The organism is Streptomyces sp. YS-3 (genome assembly GCF_045257485.1).
Taxonomy (GTDB): domain Bacteria; phylum Actinomycetota; class Actinomycetes; order Streptomycetales; family Streptomycetaceae; genus Streptomyces.
Genome location: NZ_JBJHPC010000376.1, coordinates 1 through 7185, shown reverse-complemented (window position 1 = coordinate 7185; position 7185 = coordinate 1). Strand labels below are relative to the sequence as shown.

The 7185-nt window shown below is 72.2% G+C and carries 6 protein-coding genes; 2 read left to right on the top strand and 4 right to left on the bottom strand.

What is annotated here, in order from left to right; translation table 11 throughout:
• Window positions 1-19 precede the first annotated feature (19 nt).
• The 4 genes from ehuD to ACJA3G_RS25505 are packed head-to-tail and all read right to left on the bottom strand — an operon-like array spanning window position 20 to window position 3626.
• A complete protein-coding gene (gene ehuD / locus ACJA3G_RS25520) occupies window positions 20-637 on the bottom strand; it encodes an ectoine/hydroxyectoine ABC transporter permease subunit EhuD (protein ID WP_406555389.1) in 618 nt (205 codons plus the stop codon).
• 38 nt (window positions 638-675) lie between these two features.
• Window positions 676-1335 (bottom strand): ectoine/hydroxyectoine ABC transporter permease subunit EhuC, encoded by a 660-nt coding sequence (ehuC, locus tag ACJA3G_RS25515; protein ID WP_406555387.1) that lies wholly within the window; start codon window positions 1333-1335, stop codon window positions 676-678.
• On the bottom strand, window positions 1332-2186 hold the full coding sequence (gene ehuB, locus ACJA3G_RS25510) for an ectoine/hydroxyectoine ABC transporter substrate-binding protein EhuB (protein ID WP_406555386.1): 855 nt from the start codon (window positions 2184-2186) through the stop codon (window positions 1332-1334). Before ehuB ends, ehuC begins: the two co-directional genes overlap by 4 nt.
• 51 nt (window positions 2187-2237) lie before the next feature.
• Window positions 2238-3626, bottom strand: a complete 1389-nt coding sequence (locus ACJA3G_RS25505) for an amidase (protein ID WP_406555385.1) — start codon at window positions 3624-3626, stop codon at window positions 2238-2240.
• 93 nt (window positions 3627-3719) lie between these two features.
• Here ACJA3G_RS25505 and ACJA3G_RS25500 point away from each other — a divergent pair, with 93 nt between their 5' ends.
• Complete coding sequence (locus ACJA3G_RS25500) at window positions 3720-4823, top strand: LLM class flavin-dependent oxidoreductase (protein WP_406555388.1); 1104 nt, start codon at window positions 3720-3722, stop codon at window positions 4821-4823.
• A 305-nt stretch (window positions 4824-5128) separates the two neighbouring features.
• A complete protein-coding gene (locus tag ACJA3G_RS25495; protein WP_406555384.1) occupies window positions 5129-6844 on the top strand; it encodes a glycosyl hydrolase family 18 protein in 1716 nt (571 codons plus the stop codon).
• Window positions 6845-7185: the final 341 nt, after the last annotated feature.

The window sequence follows — 7185 nt, the reverse complement described above, 5'->3', positions numbered from 1 at the left end:
GGCGGACGCGGGGGAGAGGTCAGCGGGCAAGGCGGCGCTCCAGGGCTCGTACGAGAAGGGAAGCCGGATAGGCGATGAGGATGAAGGCGACGCCGACGACGGTCAGCGGCTCGGTGTACTGGAAGGTCGACGCGCCCTCCAGACGGGACTGCTGGAGCAGTTCGAGGACGCTGATCCCGGCGAGCAGCGGGGTGTCCTTCAGCATCGAGATGACGTAGTTGCCGAGCGCCGGAACGATGCGGCGGACCGCCTGCGGCAGGATCACCGCGAGCCAGGTCCGGTGCGCGGGCAGGCTGAGCGCGGTGGCCGCCTCCCACTGGCCCCTGGGCACGGCGTCGATGCCGGCCCGGTAGACCTGCGCGGTGTACGTCGAGTAGTGCAGCCCGATGGCGAGGACGCCGGTGGTCAGCGCGGAGAACTTCACGCCCCACTCGGGCAGCACGAAGAACAGGAAGAACAACTGCACCAGCAGCGGAGTGGTGCGGATGAACTCGGTGACGGCGGTCACCGGCCAGCGCACCAGCCGGGACGAAGCGCGCAGACCGAGCGCCCACACCAGTCCCAGCGAGAACGAGATGAGTGAGCCGAGCGCGAGGACTTCCAGGGTGACCAGCACCCCGTCCCAGAAGCGCGGCATGAAGTCGCCGACGGCGGACCAGTCCCAGGAGGAGTGCGTCACTTGGCCGTCACCCCCAGATTGGCCTTGGTGCGGCGCTCCAGCGCCTTCATGCCCCGGGTGATCCCGAAGGCGAGGACGAAGTAGATGACGAGCGTGACGCCGTAGATCCGGGCGCTGTCCTGGGTGGCGAGGCGGACCAGGTACGCGGCGAACGACACGTCGCCGACGCCGAGGAGCGAGACCAGCGCGGTGCCCTTGAGCAGCTCGACCAGCAGGTTGCAGAACGGCGGGATCATCTCCGGCACCGCCTGCGGCAGCAGCACCAGCCGCATCCGCTGCCACGGCGTGAGGCTCAGGGCTATGCCGGCCTCGCGCTGCGCGGCCGGGACCGAGTTCAGCGCGCCCCGGACGATCTCCGCCCCGTACGCCCCGTAGGACAGGCCGAGCGCCAGGACGGCCGCCCACATCGGCACCAGCTGCCAGCCCACCAGCGGCGGCAGCACGAAGAACAGCCAGAACATCAGGACCAGGGCGGAGGTGCCCCGGAAGACCTCGGTGTAGAAGCCGGCCAGGAACCTGACGAACACCGAGCGGTGCGTACGGGCCATGCCGACCCCGAAGGCGACGGCGGCGGCCAGTGCCGCGCTGTACACGGTCAGCTGGACGGTGATCCAGATTCCCGGCAGCACCCAGTGCTGCCACAGTCCCGCCGTCATCGGCACAGCTCCTTGGCGGTGAGGGTGGTCATCTCCGCGCGGGTGAAGCCGAACGGCCGCAGCATGCGGAAGAGTTCGCCGCCGGCGCGCATCTTGCGCAGCTCGGTGTTGAAGGCGTCGCGCAGGGTGGTGTCGGTGGGCCGGAAGGCGAAGCCGCCGCCGTCGACCTTCTTCCTGCCGTCGACGACGGCGGCGAAGGGCGCGGTGGCCTCGGCGCGGCTGCTCTTGCGCACCACGGCGCGGGTGGTCAGCGCGGTCCCGGCGAAGACGTCGACGCGGCCGGACTCCACCGCGTTCAAGCCGGCGACCTGGTCCTGGAGGATGACGATGTCCTTCTCGGGGATACCGGCGGCCACCGCGTACTGGATCTCCGCGTAGCCGGTGCCGGTGGCGAAGCGGGCGCGGGTGCGCACCACGTCCTGGTAGGTGTGCAGCCCCTTGGGATTGCCCTTGCGCACGATGAACGCGTCGAGCATCTGGTACTCGGGGTCGGCGAAGAGGACCTGCGCGCAGCGCTCCTTGTTGATGTACATCCCCGCCGAGACGACGTCGAACTGCTGGGAGTTCAGACCCGGGATGAGCGAGGAGAAGTCGGTGGCCACCGGCTGGACGCGGTCGATGCCGAGCCGTTTGAAGATCACTTTGGCCAGTTCCGGTGCCTCGCCGGTGAACCGGCCGTCCTCGTCGACATAGCCGTACGGGACCTCTCCGGCGATCCCCAGCCGTACCGTGCCCTGCGATCTGAGGCGCCCGAGCGCGTCGCCTTCGGGCACCCGGGAGCAGCCGGCGGCGGCCAGGGCCACGCCGACACCCCCGGCGAGAAACGTTCGTCGTGCAGTTGCTCGAACCATGGCGGCGCCGCTACCCGGGATCGACGCCCCCATGCGTACCGATCGGCTCTCTCAGCTCTCCAGCGCGTGCGCCGCCCTCAGCACCAGGTCGTCGCGGTGGCGCGCGGCGACCAGCTGGAGGCCGATCGGCAGCCCCGCCGCGTCCGTGCCGACCGGGACGGTGAGCGCCGGCTGGCAGGTCAGGTTGAAGGGGTATGTGAACGGGGTCCAGCCGGTCCAGTGGCGCAGCCCGGACCCCTCGGGGACCTCCGCGCCCGCCTCGAAGGCGGTGATCGGCAGGGTCGGGGTGACCAGCAGGTCGTAGGCGCGGTGGAAACGCGCCATCCGGTGGCCGAGCTCGGCGCGCACGTCGAGCGCGGCCAGGTAGTCGAGCGCCGAGTACCGCGCCCCCCGCTCGGCGATGTCCCGCAGCCCCGGCTCCAGGGCCGCCCGCCGCTCGGAGGGGACCCGGGCGGCCACGCGCGCCGCCCCCGTGAACCACAGGGTGTGGAAGGCGGCGACCGGGTCCGCGAAGTCCGGGTCGGCCTCCTCGACGTAGGCGCCGAGCCCGGCGAGCCGGGTCACGCCCGCCCGTACCGCCGCCGCGACCTCGGGGCGCACGGCCACCTGGCCGCCGAAGGACGGCGAGTACGCGACGCGCAGCCCCTTCACGCCCTCGGCGAGGCACGGGGAGACGGGCCGGGCGGGCTCGCCGGCCGACCAGTCGCGCCAGTCGGCTCCGCTGATCACGTCGAGCAGCAGCGCCGTGTCGGCCGTGTCGCGCGCCAGCGGCCCGAGGTGGGCGAGCGAGCCGAAGGGGCTCGGCGGGAACAGCGGCACCCGCCCGTACGTCGGCTTCAGCCCGACCACCCCGCAGAACGAGGCCGGGATGCGCACCGAGCCGCCGCCGTCGGTGCCGAGCGAGAGCGGCGCCGCCCCGGCCGCCACCGCCGCCGCGCTGCCGCCGCTGGAGCCGCCCGCCGTACGGGAGGGGTCGTGCGGGTTGCGGGTGATCCCCGAGAGCGCCGAGTCGGTGACCGCCTTCCACCCGAACTCGGGCATCGTGGTCTTGCCCACCAGCACCGCCCCGTGCTCGCGCAGCCGCGCCACGGCGGGCGCGTCCACCTCCCAGGGCCCCGGGCCCGCCGGGAGCGTGGAGCCGCGCAGGGTCGGTCCGCCGGCCACCGGGAGCGCGTCCTTGACGGACACCGGCACCCCGTCGAGCAGGCCCAGCGGCTCCCCGGCCCGCCAGCGGGCGGTGGACTCCCCGGCCCGGGCCAGCGCCGCGTCGGCGTCGACCCGGACGAAGGCGTTGATCCGGGGCTGTACGGCGGTGATCCGCTCCAGTACGTCGCGGACCGCGTCGAGCGGGGAGAAGTCGCCCCGGCCGTACCCGGCCATGAGTTGACGGGCGGTCAGGTCGGCCAGGGAGGTGGTGAGGCCTGTCGTCGGCTCGGTCATGCCCGGGTTCGTACCCGGGTTTGCTGATCGACAGCGGCCCGGCGGTCGCCTGGCGCCCGGGAATAAAACGGAGACCGCCTCCAGTTGTCTTCGGTGTATCCGTACGGCACGAACTGGAGGAGCGGACCGGTGGACGTGGACGACATTCGAGGGACGGCGTTCGGCAGCGCGCCCGTGCCCCTGTCCGTACTGGACCTGGTGACGGTCGGCAGCGGCTACACCGCGAGTACGGCCCTGCGCACCAGCGTGGAGATCGCCCGGCTCGCCGAGCGGCGCGGCTTCACCCGTCACTGGGTCGCCGAGCACCACTCCATGCCCGGCGTCGCCTCCTCGTCCCCGGCCGTCATCCTCGCCCACCTCGCCGCCCACACCGAGCGCATCCGGCTCGGCTCGGGCGGCGTGATGCTGCCCAACCACGCGCCGCTGGTGATCGCGGAGCAGTTCGGCACGCTGGAGGCGCTGGCGCCCGGGCGCATCGACCTGGGCCTGGGGCGCGCGCCCGGCACGGACGGCGCGACGGCGGCGGCCCTGCGCCGCACCGACCACCTGAACGAAGGGGGGGAAGAGTTCCCGCGGCAGTTGGCCGAGCTGACCCGCTTCCTGGACGACGACTTCCCCGACGGGCACCCCTACGCCCGTATCCACGCCGTCCCCGGCCCCGTGCAGGGGCCCACCGGCCGCCCCCCGATCTGGCTGCTGGGCTCCTCCGGCTTCAGCGCCCGGCTCGCCGGGATGCTCGGCCTGCCGTTCGCCTTCGCGCACCACTTCTCGGCCGCCAACACCGTGCCCGCGCTGGACCTCTACCGGGAGTCGTTCCGGCCCTCGGCGGTGCTGGCCGCGCCGTACGCGCTGATCGGCGTCTCCGCGCTGGCCGCCGACACCGAGGAGGAGGCCCGTCGCCAGACGCTCACCAACGCCCTGTCGATGGTGCGGCTGCGCACCGGCCGCCCCGGTCTGGTGCCGACGCCCGAGGAGGCCGCGGCGCACTCCTTCAGCGCGCTGGAGCGGGAGTTCGTCGACGGCTGGCTCGCCAACGTGGTCTCCGGGACGGCCGAGGAGGTGCGCGAGGGGCTCGACGCGCTCCAGAAGCGCACGGGCGCGGACGAGCTGATGCTGACGGCGAACGCGCACGGGCCCGAGGCGCGGCTGCGCTCGTACGAACTGATCGCGGACGCCTACGGGGCGCCCGCGGCGTAGCCCACCGGCGCCCCCGCGGCGGGCGCCCGAAGCCCCGCGCGGGGCCCGCGCACCGGTGAATCCGAAATTCCGCAACACCGGTGGTCCAACCCGTCCCCGGTCCCACCCAAGATCCATAAGACACCCTTAAACCGCTCGTCACCGATGGTGGCGGGCGGTTCGTGCGTGGGGCCCACCGCCCTGACAAGCGGTTTCGCTCCCAAATTGGTCTAGTCCTCAATTTGGTTCAGACCATTGACTCGGCCCCGGCGTGATCGCTATCACTGCTGCAACCGCCGTTCCGCTCAGCTCCCCGGAGGCCGACCGTGCCCGTCCGCAGACCTCTAACCGCAGCCCTCACGACCGCGACGCTCGCCGCCGGCGCGCTGGCCGCCTTCGCGGGCCTCGGCCCGGCCGGCGCCGCCTCCGCCGCCCGCACCGAGACGGTCGCCGCCTCCACGGGCGGCGTGAAGATCGCGTACTACGACCAGTGGAGCGTGTACGGGAACGCCTTCTACCCCAAGCACCTCGACACCCGGGGCATCGCGGGCAAACTGGACGTCATCAACTACTCGTTCGCCAACATCCACCCCACCGACCTCACCTGTTTCGAGGCCAACAAGGCGGCGGGCGACGACAGCAACGCGAGCGCCGGTGACGGCGCGGGCGACTCCTACGCCGACTACCAGAAGTCCTTCGGCGCGGCCGACAGCGTCAGCGGGACCGCCGACACCTGGAACCAGCCCATCGTCGGCGTCTTCAACCAGTTCAAGCAGCTCAAGGCGAAGTACCCCAAGCTGAAGATCAACATATCGATCGGCGGCTGGAGCTACTCCAAGTACTTCTCGGACGCGGCGAAGACCGACGCGAGCCGCAAGAAGCTGGTGGCGTCCTGCGTCAAGCAGTACATCCAGGGCGACCTGCCGGTCGACGGAGGCTTCGGCGGCCCCGGGACCGCCGCCGGGATCTTCGACGGCATCGACATCGACTGGGAGTACCCCGGCTCGCCCGACGGCCACCTCGGCAACCACTACGCGCCCGAGGACAAGCAGAACTTCACGCTGCTGCTCGCCGAGTTCCGCAAGCAGCTCGACGCCTACGGGGCCGCGCACGGCGGCAAGAAGTACCTGCTGACGGCGGCGATGCCGGCCGGCCAGGACAAGATCAAGAACATCGAGACCGACAAGGTCGGGCAGTACCTCGACTACGCCAACGTCATGACGTACGACATGCACGGCGCCTGGGACGGCGACGGGCCGACGTACCACCAGTCGCCGCTTTACTCGGGCGCCGACGACCCGACCGACGTGATCAAGCCGGGCACCCAGAAGTACTCGATCGCCAACGCGGTCGACTCCTGGCTGGACGGGAACGCGGCGTACGGCATCGCGGGCGGCTTCCCGGCGAACAAGCTCACCCTCGGGTACGAGTTCTACTACCGCGGCTGGAAGGGCGTCCCGGCGGGCAGCGCGGGCGGCCTCGCCCAGACGGCGACCGGCCCCTCGGCAGCACGGCCGCTGAGCCAGCAGCCGGGCATCGCCCACTACAAGGAGCTCGGCGGGATCGTCGACAACGCGGCGACGACGTACTGGGACGACCGGGCGAAGGCGTCCTACTTCTACAAGGACGGCGAGTTCTTCACCGGCCTGAACCAGAAGTCGGTCCAGGCGCGCGCCGACTACGCGCACAGCCGGGGGCTCGCGGGCGCGATGATGTACTCGCTGCTCGGGCTCGACGACCGGACGACGCTCCTGAACCAGATCGTCACTGCGGTCGGCTCGTCCCCGTCCTCGACGCCGGACCCGACGACGCCGCCGACGACTCCCCCCACCACGCCGCCGACGACGCCGCCGACGACGCCTCCCACGACTCCGCCGACGACGGGCTGCTCGGCCGCGGCCTGGGACAAGGGCGGTACGTACACGGGCGGGGCGCAGGTCTCCCACAACGGCCACACCTGGAAGGCCAAGTGGTGGACGCAGGGCGAGGAGCCCGGGACGACGGGTGAGTGGGGGGTGTGGCAGGACCTGGGCGCGTGCTGATGTGAGCCGAGAGCCCCCTTCGGGGGGAAGCCGTCCCATCCCGTGCCGGGGGTGGGACGGCTTTCTCTTGCCTGCCCGGCCCCCCGCTCCTCGTTTTTGTCCGCGGGCGAGTGGGGGCTGGCCGCGCAGTTCCCCGCGCCCCCGAAGAACGGAGGTGCGGCGCCCCGGAGCTACCAGGGGCGCGGGGAACTGCGCGAGCAACCCCCACCGGCCCCTTCAGGGGCGCGGGGAACTGCGCGACCAGCCACCCACCGGCCGGCAGACGAACACCGGGCCGACCAGGGGCGCGGGCAAACCCCGGGGCGGAGCCGCTAAGTCGTCACCCCGCACCCCCCCGACAG